This is a genomic window from Bradyrhizobium sp. 215_C5_N1_1 (assembly GCF_052075935.1).
Taxonomy (GTDB): Bacteria; Pseudomonadota; Alphaproteobacteria; order Rhizobiales; family Xanthobacteraceae; genus Bradyrhizobium; species Bradyrhizobium barranii.
Genome location: NZ_CP197228.1, coordinates 4,320,339 through 4,337,506 on the forward strand (window position 1 = coordinate 4,320,339; position 17,168 = coordinate 4,337,506).

Annotated in this window: 15 protein-coding genes; 5 read left to right on the forward strand and 10 right to left on the reverse strand. The window is 63.0% G+C overall.

Translation table 11 applies throughout. The annotated features are described in order from the left end of the window. Window positions 1-3 precede the first annotated feature (3 nt). Window positions 4-2,076, reverse strand: a complete 2,073-nt coding sequence (locus AB7G19_RS20805) for a DUF1217 domain-containing protein (protein WP_354097588.1) — start codon at window positions 2,074-2,076, stop codon at window positions 4-6. Window positions 2,077-2,341: 265 nt separating this feature from the next. Here AB7G19_RS20805 and AB7G19_RS20810 point away from each other — a divergent pair, with 265 nt between their 5' ends. From AB7G19_RS20810 to AB7G19_RS20820, 3 genes are all read left to right on the forward strand, one after another. Further along, complete coding sequence (locus AB7G19_RS20810; RefSeq protein WP_354097587.1) at window positions 2,342-3,109, forward strand: AAA family ATPase; 768 nt, start codon at window positions 2,342-2,344, stop codon at window positions 3,107-3,109. 955 nt (window positions 3,110-4,064) lie between these two features. Continuing rightward, window positions 4,065-4,634, forward strand: a complete 570-nt coding sequence (locus tag AB7G19_RS20815; RefSeq protein WP_063983150.1) for an SRPBCC family protein — start codon at window positions 4,065-4,067, stop codon at window positions 4,632-4,634. 2 nt (window positions 4,635-4,636) lie between these two features. Continuing rightward, a complete protein-coding gene (locus AB7G19_RS20820; RefSeq protein ID WP_135213715.1) occupies window positions 4,637-5,590 on the forward strand; it encodes a YVTN family beta-propeller repeat protein in 954 nt (317 codons plus the stop codon). Window positions 5,591-5,672: 82 nt separating this feature from the next. Here the strand turns inward: AB7G19_RS20820 and AB7G19_RS20825 are convergent, their stop codons facing one another. From AB7G19_RS20825 to AB7G19_RS20865, 9 genes are all read right to left on the reverse strand, one after another. Further along, on the reverse strand, window positions 5,673-6,608 hold the full coding sequence (locus AB7G19_RS20825) for a nucleoside hydrolase (RefSeq protein WP_354097586.1): 936 nt from the start codon (window positions 6,606-6,608) through the stop codon (window positions 5,673-5,675). A gap of 36 nt (window positions 6,609-6,644) precedes the next feature. Further along, the gene (locus AB7G19_RS20830) at window positions 6,645-7,286 is read right to left on the reverse strand and encodes an HAD-IA family hydrolase (protein ID WP_354097585.1); all 642 of its coding nucleotides are present in this window, start codon (window positions 7,284-7,286) and stop codon (window positions 6,645-6,647) included. A 144-nt stretch (window positions 7,287-7,430) separates the two neighbouring features. Beyond that, the gene (locus tag AB7G19_RS20835) at window positions 7,431-7,763 is read right to left on the reverse strand and encodes a hypothetical protein (protein WP_135213712.1); all 333 of its coding nucleotides are present in this window, start codon (window positions 7,761-7,763) and stop codon (window positions 7,431-7,433) included. A gap of 45 nt (window positions 7,764-7,808) precedes the next feature. Further along, window positions 7,809-10,787, reverse strand: a complete 2,979-nt coding sequence (uvrA, locus tag AB7G19_RS20840; protein WP_354097584.1) for an excinuclease ABC subunit UvrA — start codon at window positions 10,785-10,787, stop codon at window positions 7,809-7,811. A gap of 304 nt (window positions 10,788-11,091) precedes the next feature. Beyond that, the gene (locus AB7G19_RS20845; RefSeq protein WP_441268045.1) at window positions 11,092-11,847 is read right to left on the reverse strand and encodes an outer membrane protein; all 756 of its coding nucleotides are present in this window, start codon (window positions 11,845-11,847) and stop codon (window positions 11,092-11,094) included. Between the two features lie 145 nt (window positions 11,848-11,992). Next, the gene (locus AB7G19_RS20850; protein WP_441268046.1) at window positions 11,993-12,718 is read right to left on the reverse strand and encodes an outer membrane protein; all 726 of its coding nucleotides are present in this window, start codon (window positions 12,716-12,718) and stop codon (window positions 11,993-11,995) included. Between the two features lie 228 nt (window positions 12,719-12,946). Further along, window positions 12,947-13,693: an outer membrane protein gene (locus tag AB7G19_RS20855; RefSeq protein ID WP_208086988.1), complete on the reverse strand. Its 747-nt coding sequence runs from the start codon at window positions 13,691-13,693 to the stop codon at window positions 12,947-12,949. A 223-nt stretch (window positions 13,694-13,916) separates the two neighbouring features. Then, on the reverse strand, window positions 13,917-14,606 hold the full coding sequence (locus AB7G19_RS20860) for an outer membrane protein (protein WP_085404689.1): 690 nt from the start codon (window positions 14,604-14,606) through the stop codon (window positions 13,917-13,919). A gap of 233 nt (window positions 14,607-14,839) precedes the next feature. Continuing rightward, window positions 14,840-15,601 carry an outer membrane protein gene (locus tag AB7G19_RS20865; RefSeq protein WP_354099707.1) on the reverse strand — a complete coding sequence of 254 codons (762 nt, stop codon included), beginning with the start codon at window positions 15,599-15,601 and terminating at the stop codon, window positions 14,840-14,842. Between the two features lie 449 nt (window positions 15,602-16,050). Here AB7G19_RS20865 and AB7G19_RS20870 point away from each other — a divergent pair, with 449 nt between their 5' ends. Both AB7G19_RS20870 and AB7G19_RS20875 read left to right on the forward strand, forming a co-directional pair. Next, the gene (locus AB7G19_RS20870; protein ID WP_283016576.1) at window positions 16,051-16,548 is read left to right on the forward strand and encodes a single-stranded DNA-binding protein; all 498 of its coding nucleotides are present in this window, start codon (window positions 16,051-16,053) and stop codon (window positions 16,546-16,548) included. 202 nt (window positions 16,549-16,750) lie between these two features. After that, window positions 16,751-17,149 (forward strand): DUF2306 domain-containing protein, encoded by a 399-nt coding sequence (locus AB7G19_RS20875; protein ID WP_354097581.1) that lies wholly within the window; start codon window positions 16,751-16,753, stop codon window positions 17,147-17,149. Window positions 17,150-17,168 lie beyond the last annotated feature (19 nt).

A 17,168-nucleotide genomic window follows, 5' to 3' on the forward strand; every position in this document is an offset into this window, starting at 1 on the left:
TCATCAGTGAGCACGTAGCTTGGCGATGGCCAAGAACGTGGATTCACTTATCCCTGATATGCCCGAGCTCGATCCTTGAAAGAGGTTGAGCAAGGGAGATTGACCCTGGCCGATGCTCTCGCCGTTTCTGACGTCATACATGGCGGAGAACCGGCTCAACAGTTTTTCAACCTTCGCCGGATCGGAAAGATCCTTGATCTTCATGAATTTGTCCACGACCTTGGCTTGCTGATCGATCTGCATCGAGGCCATCGAGTCAGGCAAATCGAAGGTGGTTCTGAACACCTCTGAAAGAGCCTTGTCGGCAAGGATGTCGTATGCGGACGTGATTTCTCCCGCCTTTCGCTGGAAATAGAGCGCAAGGCGTACGCCGGGATTCGTATCCCCCTGCTGCTGCTCCAGGCTTTGCTGGAGATAGTTCGCCTGTGTTTCCCGGAATTGATCTCTCTTCTGAGGACCCATCATCGGGAGGCGCGCGACGTTGCCCTTGCTGTCGAAGTTGAACGACGCAACGATTTCGGCAAAGCGAGGATCGCTCTGCGTGTTCGCGAAGCTCTTTGGGTTGTTCAGGTCGGAGCTGAAGATCTTCTTGAGAAATTCGGTGCTGACCTTCTTAGGGTCCAAACCCTTGGCCAAGAGAATGAAATCGACCATCGGCCTGTTTGCGAGAAGCTCGGAAACGCTGTCGATGCCTGCGATTGCCTCTTGATAAGCCGTCGCATCTTTCGTGGCTAGTGCCCGAATTGCCTTCTCCTGCTGAGGGCTTGCCTGTTTCAGCGCGGCAACGACGTATTCTCTCGCGATCTGGAGGACCTGAGCCGAGTCTTGAGCCACCAAGGGGGTCGTCAGATTGCCTTTTGCGTCGAAGTTGAAGGCGCGTGCGAGCTCTACGTACCGATTGTCCTTGAGGGTATAGACGTAGCTCTTGGGGTCGTTGACGTCGCTTTCGAGGACTGCCTTGATCGTCGCCTTCGAGACCATTCCGGGATCGAGGCCGACGGCGCCCAGCGCAAAATCATACACGCCAGGTGTCGATACGAACGCCTGGACTGAATTGATCTTGCTGAGGTCCGTTCTGAATTGCTTGATCGCCAAAGCTTCGTATATCGGGCTTGCCGCCGAATAGACGGCGGCCTTGCTGTCGTCGAACCGCTTTTTCGTGATCGCGACATTTGCGGCAGTCTGGGCGGACACGCCTGACGGAAGCGACCCGTCGGGCGAGAACTCGAACGCGCCGGCCAGGTCTACAAACCCGCCAATCGTCGCTATCTGGTCACTGAGGCTGGAAATGCTTTTCGTATATGACTCCAGGTGACTTTTTTCGACCAGGATCTGGATGTTCAACTGGGTCACGTCGGCGCCCGGTTGCGATAGTTGGGCCTTGTAACCGGTTATCTTTAGATCAGCGGCGCTGGCGTCCGATTTGGCTTGAGCAAGCTGGGCGTTGAGGCCGGTCAACTGAGAAGCGAAGGTGGTGTTGACGTAGCTATTTGGATCGGACGGATCGCTGCGCAAGACCTGACTTATCGTGTCACCCGGCCACTTGCTTTGATCGATCCCGTATGCCGAGTAGACATAGTTGCGAAGACGGTCGTTGTTCAGGAGTTGGTCTGCACTGCTGATCTTGCCGATTTCAGCGCTGTAGTAATTCGAGTCTGCGGCAAGCGCATCGACCTGGCTCTTCTTGGTCGTCGTGTACAGACCGATCATCTCGTCGGTCTGGTCTCCCGATTGCGCAACTGGCGTGGCACTGCCATTGAAGGAGAATGCCGCGGCAAACTCCCGGTAGCGCTTGTCTACCAACTTGTTGACGAAGCTCTTTGGGTCGGAGAGGTCGCTCTCAAGCACCTTCTTCATGAAAGCCTTGGCGTAGGCCATGTCTTCCAGGCCATATGCCTTCATCGCATAATGATACAGGCGATAATCTTTCATAAGATCATCGACGGTCCGCACCTTGCCGATGTTGGCTTTGTAATAGGCGGATTCTCGCGCGACATCGGGTTGCTGTTCAACCCGCGTCAGGGACTGCTTGAGATGGTGCGCAATGTAGTTGTAGCTGAAATACGTTGATACCATCGCGCATTCCTCGCGGCTCTACGGTCCTGGACTTCCGTCAATCATTGCCGGGTCGCGGGGTGGGGGCTGGCCTCATGCCAGCAAGCTGTCTCGCAGCAACGTTTTCTTAAGGCGATTCTTCGCTGCAATCTTAGGTTTTAATTTGCGTCCAAGTGACGCATGCCGGGTTTTGTTGCTTTATGTTTCTCAGGTGCTGCTTTCGCGAGGATTGTGTTCCTGATATGTTCCAGTCGAAATATCGACCGGAGTGGGTTGGAAGCAGAGCATGAGCCGACGAAGCAATCGCACCATCAACCTGCCGGCGCCGTATCTGAAGCGGGTCTGGCTCGATCCGTCGCGAGTTCACGATCGCGAGGCATATCCGTTTTGCCTGCCCATCTTCCCGGATGATTTCGAGCTCAACTTCGACGCCGCCATCACGATCATCGTCGGAGAGAATGGCACCGGGAAGTCGACGATCCTCGAGGGTATCGCAGCGCTTGCCGGCTACGACGATGCGGGTGGAGGCAAGGGCTACATGCCCGTCGACCATTCCGAAGCGCGGGAGAAGATGGGCGGCCAGCTTTCCAGGGCCTTGCGCGCAAGCTGGCTGCCGAAGATCGCCAACGGCTGTTTTTTTCGCGCCGAGAGTTTTTTCTCGGTCGCGCGATATCTCGACGAGGCCGCACGTGATGCCGGCCAGGCCGGCCCCGACTTCCTGTCGCATTCCCATGGCGAAGGTTTTCTGCGCTTCTTCGAGGAGCGCTGCCAGCGCCAGGGCATCTTCATCTTCGACGAGCCGGAATCGGCGCTGTCGCCGGCGCGTCAGATCGAATTCCTGAAGCTCTTGCGACGCATGGACGAGTCCCGCATCTGCCAGGTCATCATGGCAACCCATGCGCCTCTGCTGATGGCCTATCCAAACGCGAGACTGTTGCGGTTGGGCAAATACGGCCTGGAGCCGACGACGGTGGAGCAAACCGATCATTACCGGGTGATGCGCGAGTTCTGTGACGATCCGCGCGGGTTCGTGGAGGCGACACTGGCGGAGTAGGCGAGGGCGCGCTCCCACGGCACTCGCTCTTCTCGTGTCCCGGACGCGCTGCAGCGCGTAGCGGTGCGGCGCAGAGCAGGGACTCACGCAGTCACACGCTCGCTGATGCATGGGCCCCGGCTCTGCAGCGCACCGCCGCACTGGACGATGCTGCGCATCGCCAGGGAAGCGCTGCGCTGCGTCCGGGGCACGCGAGCAGCTTCTATCTTTGCATTCGAATTCAAATCGCACGGACGGATTCGCATCCTCGCGGCAAGATCTGCCCGAGCTCTGCTGTATTCATCGCCCCCAAAAGTGCCGAGGGCGCGGGGAAGGCCGGGTGCCGGCTGGCACCCGCGGTCCACTGTGCGGAAATTGCGCTACGAAGTTTGCACAGTGGCATACAGGTGAAGCCAAACATCCGGCCTTCCCTGCGCAGTGGTTTTACGGCTTATGCCGAGCTCTCCCCCGGGGAGCGATGCACTATTGCCCCCGTCGCCTTGCGGATGACTGATGTGCGGGCCCGGTCGGGCCGCCACATCACCGCAAGACTTGGCGCACAGGCTCCGGGCGCCAGGACGGCACGGTTTTACCGTACACAGGCTGCACCGGTCGTGTGCGCGCGGCGTTCGCTCACGGTTGCCCGCCCTGCAAACCACCTTCGCGCCGACGCCGCCTGCGTCCACCACGTCCCACCCCGCGTGTCGTGACGATCGCGATAACGCCCCTCGGCCCGGGGTGGGATGGCTTTCTATATGATAATCCGAAATGCGGATAAAGAGAATTATTTCTGCGTGGTGCGGTTGACCCGCCCATTGGGTGTTTTGCCCGACGGGCGGCGCAAGGGGTTGTGGGACGCGCGAGCGCGCGCCGCAACGCCGCCATGAACAGGTCTCCCCACGGCCGCAAAATGCGCTACCATGATCGCAGCGCGCCTCAAGTCGCGCACGATCCACGAGACGCATGAGGAAACGAGATGAGGGTGACGATTGGACGGCGCATGGTCATGGGCGCGGTGCTGACTGCCGCGGGCGCGGTGGCTTTGACGGCGGCGTTTGGCCCGGCTTGGGCACATGGGCCGACCCGGCAGAAGGTGCGCGAATCCATCGAGATCAACGCGCCGCCGGCCAAGGTGTGGGCCGCGATCGGCAATTTCCAGGACATGAGCTGGCTGCCGCCTGTCACCAAGACCGAGGGCGAGAAGGGCAATGAGATCGAAGCGACGCGGCGGCTGACCCTGACGGGAGGCGCCACCGTCGATGAGGAACTCTACAAGTTCGACGCTGCCGCGATGACCTATTCCTACCGGATCACCAAGGTGGACGTGAAGGTGCTGCCGGTCACCAATTATTCCTCGACGCTGACGGTGACGCCGAGCGCCGACGGCAAGGGCGCGACGCTGGAATGGGCGGGCGCGTTCTACCGCGGCTTCCCCAACAACGATCCGCCGCCGGAGCTCAGCGACGAGGCCGCGGTGAAGGCGGTGAAGGGGCTCTATCAGGCCGGCCTCGAAGCGCTGAAGAAGAAGATCGAGAGCGGAAGCTGACCGTGCGGGCGCGGATCCTGGCGGCGCTCGCCGCCAGCCTTTGCGCTGCCAGTATTGGCAGCGCGTCCGCCGAAGAGGCGTTCGTCACCAACCAGCTCAGCGACGATCTGATGGTCGTGGACCTCGCGACATCGCGCAGCGTCGCGACCATCCCGATCGGCGGCAAGCCGGCCGGCGTGGCCGTCAGCGCGGATGGGCGCTTTGCCTATGTCACGAGCCCCGACGCCAAGGCGGTGACCGTGGTCGACGCCGCAACGCGGCAGGTCTCGGGGCGGATCGAGGTCGGCGGCGGGCCGCTCGGCATTGCCGTGACGCCCGATGGCAAGACGGTCTACGTCGCGGACTGGTATGCGGCGGCAGTGCGGGTGATCGATACGGCCTCGCGCAGTATCACGGCCAGCATCGCGGTCGGCGCATCCCCGTCCGGCCTCGCGGTGACGCCTGATGGCAGGCTGCTGCTCTCGGCGGACCGCGACGACGACAGCGTCTCGGTGGTCGATACCGCGACGCGTGAGCGCAGGGCGACCATCAAGGTCGGGACCCGTCCGTTCGGCGTCACCATCGATGCCGAGGGAAAACGCGCCTACACCGCCAATGTCGGCTCCAACGACGTCTCGGTGATCGACATCGCCGCGAGCCAAGAGATCGGCCGCGTGCCGGTCGGGATGCGTCCTTATGCGGTGGCGCTGACGCAAGGGCGCGGCTTCGTCACCGACCAATATGGCGGCACCGTCAGCGTGTTCGACCTGGCGACGCTGAAGCCGGTCAAGCGGATCAATGTCGGCGACTATCCCGAAGGCATCAATGTGACCGCCGACGGCAAGCGCGTCATCGTCGCCTGCTGGGAGAGCAACACATTGAGCATCATCGATGCCACCGAGCTGAAGGTGATCGGCGAGGTCAAGACCGGCGACGGCCCGCGCGCGTTCGGGGCGTTCCTGCGTAGGACGGAGTAGGGGGCGCGGAGCATCTGTAGCCTGCATGGAGCGAAGCGGAATGCGGGGACACTTTCCCGGATTGCGCTTCGCTCCATCCGGGCTACGGCGCTAAACCACTCTTAGATCCGGCAAACGCCTTCAACTTCAGGAAAAAGTCCTTCAGGATCGGGTTGCGATCCACATAGGTCACGTAGCGGATCGGATGCCGCCGGCGATCGATGCTCCACGTGATCTGATCCGTGAGAACCGGAGCCGGCACGATCACGCTCGGCGCCCAATCGGGATTGAGAAGCCAGCCGACCGGCGCCATGTCCCAGATCTCCTTGGCCCAGCCCAGATGGTCGGACGAATAGTCCTTGAAGCGCATGGCGAGGAATGCGCCGATGCTGCCATGCGGTTCGACGTAGCGCTCGATCTCCGGCACCGTGCTGTGAAGGTGCGAGGTGACGCCCTTGCATGGCACGAGCACGAGCGGCACGCCGCTGTCGAACAGCACCTGCGCGCCGCCGACGTCCTGCTTGAGGTTGAACTCGATCGTGTGCGGCCATTCCAGCGCGTGACCGCCAAGCCAGACCACCACCACGCGGTCGATGATGTCGGGGGCCTCGAGCAGTGCCGAGGCGACATTGCTGATGGCGCCGATGGCAATGACGTAGAGCGGATTGTCAGGGGAGCCTGCGCGCGCCCGGGCCACGAGGTCGTTGACGGCGGGGGCCGCCTGCGCCGTCTTACCGGGACCGACATAGTCGGTGACGCCGCGATGGACGAGGCCGTCCGGCGCGACGTTGAGGCGCTCCAGCAGGCGAAGGATTTCCTGGTAGCTCAGCTCCATGCCGTGGCCGGGACTGTCGGCGCGTGTGTTGAAGAACGGCGCGGCGTAGATCGCCTCGACGTCGAACCGGTCCTTCGACAGCAGCATCTGCACCAGCGCGAACTGATCGTCGATCTCGTTGTAGGTGTCGGTGTCGAGCACCACGCGCACCTTGCCGACCGGCGGCTCCAGGAGTTTGAGGCGGGCTGCGTCCGAGAGTGTCATCACCGTCTCCTTGGGCCGGGGGGGGCCGATTGCGGATCAGGCCTTGAGCGAAATCCGGCAGACCACGTCTGCGATCTCATCCATCTGCGCGAACATGTGATCGGGCGCAAGCGCCCGCAGCGCCGCCGGCGCGGCGTAGCCCCAACTCACCGCGCCGCAGGCAATCCCTATCGCGCGCGCCGCCTCGATGTCGCGGACCTCGTCGCCGATCGCGATCACGCGGCCTGGCTCCACGCCCGCGCGCCGGATCACGCGGCGGAATTTCGCGGGCTTGCCGAACAGCGACGCCGCGCAGTCGAAATGCGCGAACAGGGCGGCGGACTCGCCAAGCTTCTCGCGCGCATTGGCTTCGCTATCCGACGTCACCAGCGCGAGCTGCACGCCGTTCCCGGCCAGCGTCTGCAGCATCGTCTCGACGCCGGCGAATAGGGGAATCTCCGCCGCCGCCTCCGCCTTCAGCCGCCGCGCATGCCGCGCGATCGCCGGCAGCTTCCACAGCGGCACCTCGAGCCGGGCGAGGATCTCGCGCGACGAGGCATGTCGCAGCGCTTCGATTTCGTCATCCGCGACGCGGCGAAAATTGAAGCGATCGGCGACATCGTTGATGGTGCGCAGGAACCACGGAAAGCTGTCGGCCAGTGTGCCGTCGAGATCGAAGATGGCGAGGGAGTAGTGCATGGAGGAGGTTTTGGAGTTCGCTGACAAACGAGACGTGGCGGCTATTATTTAGAAGAATTCGAGGACACCCATGCGACACGAGCGCATTGAAATCAACCCTGCGATCATGGCCGGCAAGCCCGTCAGCCGTGGGACGCATGTGCGTCACCGCAACCTGCGCACGTGAACATTGATGTCGAGATCGATGTTGCTGACGCAGGTCTGAGTAGTCCGGTGAGAGCCGCCCTCGTGCCAGGGGCCATCGCGCGTGCGGGCGTTGGTGATATTGGCGAGCTTCAGGCATCGCCATTGCGGCAGCGGTCCGCTGCTCTCGCCGCCAAATTGCCAGGCGAGGACGGCTTCCTCACCCATCTTGTTGGTGCCGATGATGTGGGGGCAGAGCTCGCGATAACGCCCCTCGTAGATGCAGGTTACCTGCTGCTCGGCGAGGATTGCCTTGCGGAAGAGCATGTAGGTGCGGCTGGGCATCGCGGACACTTGCAGCCTTTCCCCGATGATCCCGCGGACGAGGCGGAATGAACTCTACTCCGCCGCCTCGCTCGTGCTCCTCCGCTTCGGCTTCCGTGCCTTCTTCAGCACCGGCTCCAGAAACTTCCCCGTGTAGCTCCGCGGCGCTTTCGCGATGTCCTCCGGCGGGCCCCAGGCGACGATCTCGCCGCCGCCGTCGCCGCCTTCGGGGCCGAGGTCGATGACCCAGTCGGCCGTCTTGATGACTTCGAGATTGTGCTCGATGACGACGACCGTGTTGCCCTGTGCGACGAGCTCGTGCAGCACCTCAAGCAGCTTCTTGACGTCGTGGAAGTGCAGGCCGGTGGTCGGCTCGTCCAGGATGTAGAGCGTGCGGCCGGTGGCGCGCTTCGACAGCTCCTTCGCGAGCTTGACGCGCTGGGCTTCGCCGCCCGACAGGGTCGTCGCCTGCTGGCCGACATGGATGTAATCGAGCCCGACGCGGTGCAGGGTCTGGAAGGTCTCGCGCACGCGCGGCACCGCCTTGAAGAAGTCGGCGGCTTCCTCGACGGTCATGTCGAGCACGTCGGCGATGCTCTTGCCCTTGAACAGGACCTCCAGCGTCTCGCGGTTGTAACGCTTGCCCTTGCAGACGTCGCAGGTGACGTAGACGTCGGGCAGGAAGTGCATCTCGATCTTGATGACGCCGTCGCCCTGGCAGGCCTCGCAGCGGCCGCCCTTGACGTTGAAGGAGAAGCGGCCGGGCTCGTAGCCGCGCGCCTTCGCTTCGGGCAGGCCGGCGAACCATTCGCGGATCGGCGTGAAGGCGCCGGTATAGGTCGCGGGATTCGAACGTGGCGTGCGGCCGATCGGCGACTGGTCGATGTCGATGATCTTGTCGATGTGCTCGAGGCCCTCGATGCGATCGTGGGGCGCGGCGCCTTCGCTGGCGTTGTTCAGCTTGCGGGCGATGGCCTTGTAGAGCGTGTCGATCAGCAGCGTCGACTTGCCGCCGCCGGAGACGCCGGTGACGGCCGTGAACAGGCCGAGCGGAATTTCGGCCGTGACGTTCTTGAGATTGTTGCCGCGCGCGTTGACCACCTTGATGGTGCGACGATGGTTCGGCGGGCGCCGCTCCGGCACCTCGACCTCGAGCTCACCGGTGAGATATTTGCCGGTGAGCGATTTCGGGTTGCGCATGATCTCGGCGGGCGTGCCTTCGGCGACGATGTTGCCGCCATGCATGCCGGCGCCGGGGCCGATGTCGAGGACGTAGTCGGCGAGCAGGATCGCGTCCTCGTCATGCTCGACCACAATCACGGTGTTGCCGAGGTCGCGCAGGCGCTTGAGGGTATCGAGCAGGCGTGCGTTGTCGCGCTGGTGCAGGCCGATCGAGGGCTCGTCCAGCACGTAGAGCACGCCCGTCAGCCCCGAGCCGATCTGCGAGGCGAGGCGGATGCGCTGGCTCTCGCCGCCGGACAGCGTGCCGGAGGAGCGGGACAGGGTGAGGTAGTTGAGGCCGACATCGAGCAGGAAGGTGAGACGCTCGCGGATCTCCTTGAGGATGCGGCCTGCGATCTCGTTCTGCTGCGTGTTCAGCGCCTCGGGCACGGTCTCGAACCATTCGCCGGCCTTCCTGACCGACAGCTCCGAGATCTCGCCGATGTGCTTGCCGCCGATCTTGACGCAGAGCGCCTCGGGCTTCAGCCGGAAACCCTTGCAGCCCTCGCAGGGGACGTCGTGAAAATATTTTGCGAGCTCCTCGCGCGCCCACTCGCTCTCGGTCTCGCGATAGCGGCGGTTGATGTTGGTGATGACGCCCTCGAACGGCTTCTTTGTGTCGTAGGAGCGGACGCCGTCCTCGTAGGAGAACTTGATTTCGTCCTCGCCCGAGCCAAGGAGGATCGCGTTCTGCGTCTTCTTCGGCAGATCCTTCCATTTGGTGGTCAGCGTGAACTTGTAGTGCTTGCCGAGCGCGGTCAGCGTCTGCACGTAGTAGGGCGACGACGACTTGGCCCAGGGCGCGATCGCGCCCTTGCCGATGGCGAGCTCCTTGTCGGGGATGACGAGGTCTTCGTCGACATGCTGCTCGACGCCGAGGCCGCCGCAGGCCGGGCAGGCGCCGTAGGGATTGTTGAACGAGAACAGGCGCGGCTCGATCTCCGGAATCGTGAAGCCGGAGACGGGGCAAGCGAATTTTTCCGAGAACAGGATGCGCTCGGGCCCGCTCTTGTCGTGGATCTTTGCGGTCTTCTTTTTCTCTTCGGCAGGCGCAGCGGCGGCGGGCGCGTCGGCGAATTCGACGACGGCAAGGCCCTCGGCGAGCTTAAGCGCGGTCTCGAAGCTCTCGGCGAGACGCTGGCCGATGTCGGCGCGCACCACGATGCGGTCGACCACGACGTCGATGTCGTGCGGAAATTTCTTGTCGAGCGTCGGCGCCTCCGCGAGCTCATGGAAGGTGCCGTCGATCTTGACGCGCTGAAAGCCCTTCTTGAGCCATTCGGCGAGCTCCTTGCGGTACTCGCCCTTGCGGCCGCGCACGACGGGGGCGAGCAGATAGAGGCGGGTGCCTTCGGGCAGCGCCAGCACGCGGTCGACCATCTGCGAGACGGTCTGGCTCTCGATCGGCAGGCCCGTGGCGGGCGAATAGGGCACGCCGACGCGCGCCCAGAGCAGGCGCATGTAGTCGTAGATCTCGGTGACGGTGCCGACGGTCGAGCGCGGGTTCTTCGAGGTCGTCTTCTGCTCGATCGAGATCGCCGGCGACAGGCCGTCGATCTGGTCGACATCAGGCTTCTGCATCATCTCCAGGAACTGACGCGCATAGGCCGACAGCGATTCGACGTAGCGGCGCTGGCCCTCGGCATAGATGGTGTCGAAGGCGAGCGAGGATTTGCCGGAGCCTGACAGCCCCGTGAACACCACCAGCTTGTCGCGGGGAATCTCGACGTCGACATTCTTGAGGTTGTGCTCGCGCGCGCCACGGATCGTAATTGCGCGCAGGCTGGATCCCGCGTTCTGCTGTTGGCGCTTCGCCTTGATCACTTCATCCATCCGAGTTGCCCTCAACGAATCCCAAAGGTGCGCGATCGCGCCAACAAAAAAGGCGCGCGTCGCCCGGAACCGGGATCGGCGCCGATGGGTATGGCAGCGAACGTAGGAAGAACGGGGACGGATTTCCAGTGGCGTGTGCGAATCGTCAACGGATTGTTGGCGCGCTGGCGGCATCTGGCAGGAGCGGGGCGCCCGGAACATGCGAAGGGCCGGCGCGAGGCCAGCCCTTCGTTCGCGTTTGAATGCGGATTTGGGGCAATCCGCACGTGATCAGGACTTGGAGGTTCCTGAGGGAAGCTTTGTCTCAGTATTTGGCGACGACCGGGCCGCCCCAGCGGTAATTGATGCGGATCAGGCCCATGTCGATATCCTGGCCGATCCTGTCGGTGCGCGGGGCGAAGCCGCCGACGAGAGTTGCGAAGTCGGCGCTGTGATGGCCGAGGAAGACATGGTTGTACTCGCCGCCGACCGACCAGTTCTCCACAAAACCCCATTCCACGCCGATGCCGATCGCGTAGCCCCAGCGGGTCTGGTTGACACTGTTGAACACCGCGGCCGGGACGCCGGGGACGAAGGTGTCGTACTTGTCGTGCGCCACCGCGGCGCCAGCCTTGCCATAGAAGAGCAGGTTGTTGACGGCGTAGCCCATCTGGCCAGTGAACAGGCCGAAGCTGTCGATCTTGGTCTGGTTGGTGAACAGCGGCAGCGCCACGCTGACATTGCTGCCCTTGAAGTCGGCCCAGTTGCCCTGGCCCTCGATGCCGAACACCCAGCGCGATTTCTGCCAGCGATAGCCGAGTTGTCCGCCGACCGTGCCACCGTCCGCATTGTGACAGCCTTCGCCAACGGCCGGATCGACAGCGATGCCGAGCGCGCGGGTCACGCCCCAGCATGCATGGGCCAAGCCGCCGCCGCCGTTGATGCCGGCATAGATGCCGCTCCAGTCATAGACGGGAACGGCGGCCGCCGGCGCCTTGTAGAGTGGGAGATCGGCGGCGGTAGCCGGCGCGACCGCGCCGAGTGCGAACAGGCTGACCGCAGCCAGCATCCACGTCTTCATGTCACGTCCCCAACTCGCCAAAGCCATTCGCGGACGCATTGCGCGCGCCTCACGACTCCAAGACGGTTGGGTGCACCCTCGCGCGAAAACAAAAAGGCCGGCACAAGGCCGGCCTTTCGTAACGCGATGGCGTTGGAGACGAAGATCAGTATCTGGCGATGAGGGGGCCGCCGAACCTGTAACTGACGCGGGCCGTTGCAATGTCAACGTCCTGGCGGATCCGATCGGCGCGCGAGAACGTGCCGTTGTTGAACGTAAAGCGGTTGTCGCGCGATCCCATGAAGCCGTGCACATAATCGACGCCGACCACGATGTTGGGCGTTACGCCGAAATCGAGGCCAGCACCAACCGCTCCGCCCCAGCGCGTTTCATTCGCCCTGTCGAACACGAAGCCGGTGGCGGTGGTGAAGCCCTCGTATTTGTCGCTCACAACCATCGCACCACCCTTCGCGTAGAACAGCACATTGCTCCAGGCGTAGCCGACCTGGCCGGTCACGAGGCCGAAGGCGTTGATCTTCGAGCGGTCTGAGCCGACGCCGCCGGCAGCCAAGCTCGGTCCATTGGAGCCGCTAAGGTGAGCCCAGTCGCCCTGGCCTTCCACGCCGAACACCCACGACGCGCTTTGCCAGCGAAAGCCGGCCTGGCCGCCGGCCACGCCGCCGGTCGCGGTGTGGCAGCCCTCCGATGCGGGGGGAGTGATCGGCGCACCGAGGATGTTGGTGACGATGTCCCAGCAATTATGGCTCCAGCCGCCACCACCGTTGGCGCCGATGTAGAAGCCGCTCCAATCGTAGACCGCGCCGATCATCGGGGCAGGAGCTTTGGTGTAGGGCCTCGCCGCCAGATCGGCCGCCGAAACGGAAGTGGTCATCGCGACTATGCCGGCGGCGGCAAGCATAAACTTGTTCAAGACGGACCCCCCAAGGCCAAAGTTGTTGCGATCTTCGATACAACCTTTGAGGTGCGACAGTCTGTCACCGGAGGGTCACAGCGCGCCGAAAAATGGAACTTGTCCGCAAGCGCTCGCGCCGTACGCGCGAAAACAAAAAGGCCGGCGCAAAGCCGGCCTTTCGTAACGCGATGGCGTTGATGGCGAAGGTCAGTACTTCGCCACAACCGGGCCGCCGAAGGTGTAGTTCACGCGGACCGTGCCCATATCGACGTCCTGCTTGATACGGTCGATGCGGTCGTTGATGCCGAGAATCGTGAACGAGTTGTTGCGCTTGCCCATGAACAGATGGTCGTATTCGATCGCAACGGACCAGTTCGGCGCGAAGCCGAATTCGAGGCCGGTGCCGACCGCGCCGCCCCAGCGCGTCTCGCTTGCGCTGTCGAGGACCACGCCGACGACCGTGCCGTTGTACTTGGCATGCGTGACCGCCGCGCCACCCTTCACGTACCAGAGCACATTGTTCCAGGCATAGCCGACCTGGCCGGTGAACAGGCCGATCGCGTCGATCTTGGTCTCGTTGACCAGCGGAGCAAGCGCCACGCTCGTATTCGAGCCCTTCAGATTGGCCCAGTCGCCCTGGGCTTCAAGGCCGAACACCCAGCTGGCCGACTGCCAGCGATAACCGACCTGGCCACCGACGACGCCGCCTGTCGCATTGTGACAGCCTTCAGCCGTGTCCGGACCCGCAACGCCGAAGATATTGTTGACATCCCAGCAGTTGCGGCTCGAAGCGCCGCCGCCGTTGATGCCGAGGTAGAACCCGCTCCAGTTGTAGATCGAGGCCACAGCAATGGGCGCCTTGGTGTAGGGGCGGGCCGCCAAATCGGCCGCCGAGGCGGGAGCCAACGCGCTGAGTGCGAACAGACTGGCCGAGGCCAGCAAAACCTTCTTCATTTCAATTCCCCAGTTTCGTTTCTCTTTGTCGACCAAAAACGGCCGACCCAATGACCCAACCGATGTCATTGCTCTACACCATTAAAGCCGAAGGTTGTGTCGCCGGGATACCACAGCTTTCCCCGAAAACGTTGGGAATCGGTTGGCCTGGATCTGGACGCGCGAAAACAAAAAGGCCGGCGCAAGGCCGGCCTTTCGTAACGCGGTGCGTTGGAAGCGAAGCTCAGTACTTCGCGACCACCGGGCCCCCGAAGTGATAGTTCACGCCGACCTGCACGGTGTGGAAGTTGAGCGTGCCGGTGGGCAGGGCGCCCGAGAAGTAGGTCTCGCCGCCGAGGCTGCGATAGAGGTACTCGCCCTTGACCGACCACTGCGGAGCGAAGAACGCCTCGACGCCCGCGCCGACGGTCCAGCCGGAGTGCCACTTGCTGTCCGACGCGGTCAGGCCGAGAGCGGAGAGGGTGATCTTGTTGTCGATCCAGGCGTAGCCGCCGGTGCCGTAGAACAGGACCTGATTGACGGCGTAGCCGATACGGCCGCGCACGGTGCCCATGGCATCGGTCTTCGAGCTCGCCGTTGCGGTCACAACGCCGAATCCGGGAACAACAGTGGCGCCGGTCGCCGAAGCGCTGACGTCAGCCCAGGAACCATCAGCCTCGACGCCGAACACGACGTTGCCGGTCTGCCAGTTGTAGCCGGCGGTGCCGCCGACGAAGCCACCCTTCATCTTCGGGTCGCCGGAACCGTTTTCCCAGGCGCCGCCGCCGACGATACCGAGGTAGAAGCCGGTCCAGTTGTAGACCGAGGCCACCGCCACCGGAGCCTTGGTGTAGGGGCGCGCCGCGAGATCAGCGGCCGAAGCCGGAGCAGCGAGAGCGAACAAACAGGCCGAAGCCAACAAAACCTTCTTCATTTTCAAACTAATCCCAGTCCCGGTTTCTGTTTTTGCCTTCCGTGCGTTCGGAAGGACATCGGACGCCGTGGTCCAACTGATGTCGTGCTTACACGAGCAAAGCCGCAAGTTGCGTCTCCCAAAAGCCACAATAATCGCAAAACGTAACGGTGACTGACCTATAATTCCCGTTGCCCACGCAAAAAGGCCGGCGCGAGGCCGGCCTTTGATCTCCAAGCGATTTCAGAGGGATGTCAGTATCTTGCGATCATCGGACCGCCCCAGCGATAGTTCACGCGGACGAGGCCGATATCGACGTCCTGGCTGATGCGATCGGAGCGTGTGGCAACGCCGAGCGGGGCGAAATTGCCGGATCCGGTGAAGCCGATGGTGCGGTTGCCGAGGAAGATGTGGTCGTACTCGAAGCCCACGGTCCAGTTCGGGGCGAATCCGAACTCGACGCCCGCACCCACGGTGCCGCCCCAACGGGTCTCGTTGGCCCGGTCGAACTCGAGGCCGCTGGCGACGTCGAAGCTGCGGTAGCGATCGCTGACGACGGCGCCGCCGCCCTTCACGTAGACCAGGACGTTGTTCCATGCGTAACCGACCTGACCGGTAATCAGGCCGAAGGCGTTGATCTTCGAACGATCGCGCAGGCCGCTGATCGCACTGATGTTGTCACCCGAGAAATCGGCCCAGTTGCCCTGGCCTTCGAAGCCGAACACCCAGTTGGCTGACTGCCAGCGGTAGCCGACCTGGCCGCCGACCGTGCCGCCGGTCGCGTTGTGGCAGCCTTCGCCTACGAGAACGCCACCGCCGATATCGACGTCCCAGCACTTGTGGCTGGTGCCGCCGCCGCCGTTGATACCGATGTAGAAGCCGCTCCAGTCGTAGATGGTCGCGATCATCGGTGCCGGAGCCTTGGTGTAGGGACGCGCAGCGAGATCTGCCGCGATTGCGGGAGCCGACAGCCCCAACGCGATTGCACCAATAGTACCAATCAAAATCTTATTCATTGCAGTCCCCCCAGTTTCTGACCGCTTTTCGAAGTCCCCGAAGCGGCTGATCAGGCGCGACGCCTATAAGAATCTAATTCCGCGGCAAGCGTAGCTTAGGCGGGAGGCGGAGTCCGTCTCCGGAATGCAACAGTCGGGCGGCATCTGAACTGCTTCTAACTTGATGAATGTTAAGCTGTTTCGCCGTCCTCAGGAATTCGGGGAAATTCCATTTGGCGCAGGCCGTCTTTGTGCAGCGCGGTGTCGTCTTGCCAACGCAACAAGGTGAGGGGTGTCATAAGAACAAATCTGGAACGAACCCGCCAGGGGTGCTATATATGGGGATAAGTGGAGGGGTGACGGGCCGATCCGTCCGCGCAAGCGTATAGGGTCGCGTCAACAGGTTGCAGAGGACGCGGGCGCGTCCCGGGCCTTCTAAAATTCAGTGGCATTCGGAGTGGAGAGCGGCGATGGCGGGAAGCGTCAACAAGGTCATTCTGGTTGGAAATCTCGGCAAGGATCCCGAAATCCGCCGCACCCAGGACGGGCGGCCGATCGCGAATTTGAGCATCGCCACCTCGGAGACCTGGCGCGACAAGAACAGCGGCGAGCGCAAGGAAAAGACCGAGTGGCATCGCGTCGTGATCTTCAATGAAGGGCTCTGCAAGGTCGCCGAGCAGTACCTGAAGAAGGGCGCGAAGGTTTACATCGAGGGTGCGCTCCAGACCCGCAAATGGACCGACCAGAGCGGCGCCGAGAAGTACTCCACCGAGGTCGTGCTCCAGGGCTTCAACTCGACCCTGACGATGCTCGACGGCCGCGGCGGTGGAGGCGGCAGCTTCGGCGACGAGCCGGGCGGCGATTTCGGCTCCTCCGGTCCCGTCAGCAGCGCGCCGCGCCGCGCAGTTGCCGCCGGCGGTGGCGGTGGTGGCCGCAACAGCGACATGGACGACGATATCCCGTTCTGAGGCGGGCGGGGGCGCTTCGCCCCTGATGTCACCTTGCTCGCTTGAAACGACAGGATTTCTTACCAATTGGCGGGCAAAGCTCGGTTTTTCCGGGCTTGCCTCATGTGCTGCCTCAAGCCTTTGACGAGGAGTGATGTGAATGGTATTAACTTGATGTTAATCCTATTCACATGGGTCGGCCGTCGATTAGAGGAAGCCCTGCATGAGCGTTGCGCCACTGCTTGAGGCTGCTCCGGCGATCCCGCTGCATGCCTTTGCCGCCATGGCCGCCTTCGTGCTCGGCCTCGTTCAGTTTGCCGCCCCCAAGGGCACGCTGCCGCACCGGACGATCGGCTGGATCTGGGTGGCGCTGATGGCGGTGGTGGCGGCCTCGTCGTTCTGGATCCACCAGATCCGCCTGGTCGGGCCGTTCAGCCCGATCCATCTCCTGTCGATCTTCACGCTGGTGATGCTACCGCTCGCGGTGTGGCGGGCGCATACCCATCGCATCACCGATCATCGCCGCGCCATGATCCTCCTGTTCACGGGGGCGCTGGTCGTGGCGGGCCTGTTCACGCTGGTGCCCGGCCGCATCATGCACCGGGTGATTTTCGGGGCCTGAGACGTGGTTCCCAATGGCT

Coding starts and splice junctions, on each gene's coding strand:
- AB7G19_RS20870 (WP_283016576.1), top strand. CDS start 16,051: ATGGCGGGAAGCGTCAACAAGGTCATTCTGGTTGGAAATCTCGGCAAG.
- AB7G19_RS20845 (WP_441268045.1), bottom strand. CDS start 11,847: ATGAAGACGTGGATGCTGGCTGCGGTCAGCCTGTTCGCACTCGGCGCG.
- AB7G19_RS20865 (WP_354099707.1), bottom strand. CDS start 15,601: ATGAATAAGATTTTGATTGGTACTATTGGTGCAATCGCGTTGGGGCTG.
- AB7G19_RS20850 (WP_441268046.1), bottom strand. CDS start 12,718: ATGACCACTTCCGTTTCGGCGGCCGATCTGGCGGCGAGGCCCTACACC.
- AB7G19_RS20825 (WP_354097586.1), bottom strand. CDS start 6,608: ATGACACTCTCGGACGCAGCCCGCCTCAAACTCCTGGAGCCGCCGGTC.
- AB7G19_RS20875 (WP_354097581.1), top strand. CDS start 16,751: ATGAGCGTTGCGCCACTGCTTGAGGCTGCTCCGGCGATCCCGCTGCAT.
- AB7G19_RS20815 (WP_063983150.1), top strand. CDS start 4,065: ATGAGGGTGACGATTGGACGGCGCATGGTCATGGGCGCGGTGCTGACT.
- uvrA (WP_354097584.1), bottom strand. CDS start 10,787: ATGGATGAAGTGATCAAGGCGAAGCGCCAACAGCAGAACGCGGGATCC.
- AB7G19_RS20860 (WP_085404689.1), bottom strand. CDS start 14,606: ATGAAGAAGGTTTTGTTGGCTTCGGCCTGTTTGTTCGCTCTCGCTGCT.
- AB7G19_RS20830 (WP_354097585.1), bottom strand. CDS start 7,286: ATGCACTACTCCCTCGCCATCTTCGATCTCGACGGCACACTGGCCGAC.
- AB7G19_RS20805 (WP_354097588.1), bottom strand. CDS start 2,076: ATGGTATCAACGTATTTCAGCTACAACTACATTGCGCACCATCTCAAG.
- AB7G19_RS20810 (WP_354097587.1), top strand. CDS start 2,342: ATGAGCCGACGAAGCAATCGCACCATCAACCTGCCGGCGCCGTATCTG.
- AB7G19_RS20855 (WP_208086988.1), bottom strand. CDS start 13,693: ATGAAGAAGGTTTTGCTGGCCTCGGCCAGTCTGTTCGCACTCAGCGCG.